The organism is Dactylosporangium sucinum (assembly GCF_014647515.1).
GTDB classification, from domain to species: domain Bacteria; phylum Actinomycetota; class Actinomycetes; order Mycobacteriales; family Micromonosporaceae; genus Dactylosporangium; species Dactylosporangium sucinum.
In genome coordinates this window covers 1-995 of record NZ_BMPI01000196.1, presented here as the reverse complement: position 1 = coordinate 995, position 995 = coordinate 1, and the positions used below count along the sequence as shown (strand labels likewise).

Annotated in this window: 1 protein-coding gene; it reads left to right on the top strand. The window is 67.7% G+C overall.

All coding sequences use genetic code 11. The annotated features are described in order from the left end of the window. A partial coding sequence (locus tag IEZ31_RS55785; RefSeq protein WP_190258295.1) for a PQQ-dependent sugar dehydrogenase occupies positions 1-995 on the top strand: 995 nt, incomplete at both ends.

The window sequence follows — 995 nt, the reverse complement described above, 5'->3', positions numbered from 1 at the left end:
GCTGACTACGGCCCGGACCGCGGCCTGCCGACCACCAACCGCGGGCCCGAGGGCCTGGTCGAGCTCAACGTCATCAAGGGCGCCGGCAACTACGGCTGGCCGTTCTGCCACGGCGACAACCAGCCCTACGCACCGTTCAACCCCGACACCGGCGTCGTCGGCGCCAAGTTCAACTGCGCCGCACCCGTCAACAACTCGCCCAACAACACCGGCCTGACCAGCCTCAAGCCGGTCGTCGCGCCGAACCTGTGGTACGGCTACGGCGCCTCGCCGAACTTCCCCGAGCTCGGCTCCGGCGGCGCGGCCCCGATGGGCGGCCCCGTCTACCGCTACAACGCCGCGAACCCGTCCACGACGAAGTTCCCGCCGTACTATGACGGCGTCCACTTCTTCTACGAATGGTCCCGCAACTACGTCAAGGAGGTCCACCTCGACGCCAACAGCGCGGTGACCCGCACCAACCCGTTCCTGCCCGCCGGCAACTTCAACAAGCCGATGGACATGGAGTTCGGCCCCGACGGCTCGCTGTACCTCCTCGAATGGGGCTCCAACTTCGGCGGCGGCAACAACGACTCCGGCCTCTACCGCATCGACTACGTCCAAGGTGGACGGTCACCGATCGCCAAGGCCACCGGCACCCCGACCAACGGCAACGCCCCGCTGACCGTCCAGTTCTCCAGCGCCGGCACCGCCGACCCCGACCCGGGCGACACACTGAGCTACCAGTGGACGTTCGGCGACGGCACCACCTCGACGGCACAGAACCCGTCGAAGACCTACACCGCCAACGGCAACTACACCGCGCAGCTGAAGGTCACCGACAACACCGGCAAGACCGGCTTCGCCAACGTGCAGATCACCGTCGGCAACACCGCGCCCGTCGTCACGGTCAGCACCCCGGTCAACGGCGGCATGCTGAACTTCGGCGACAAGGTCGCCTACACCGTGACCGTCACCGACCCGGGCGGCGCGGCGATCGACTGCTCGAAGGTCTA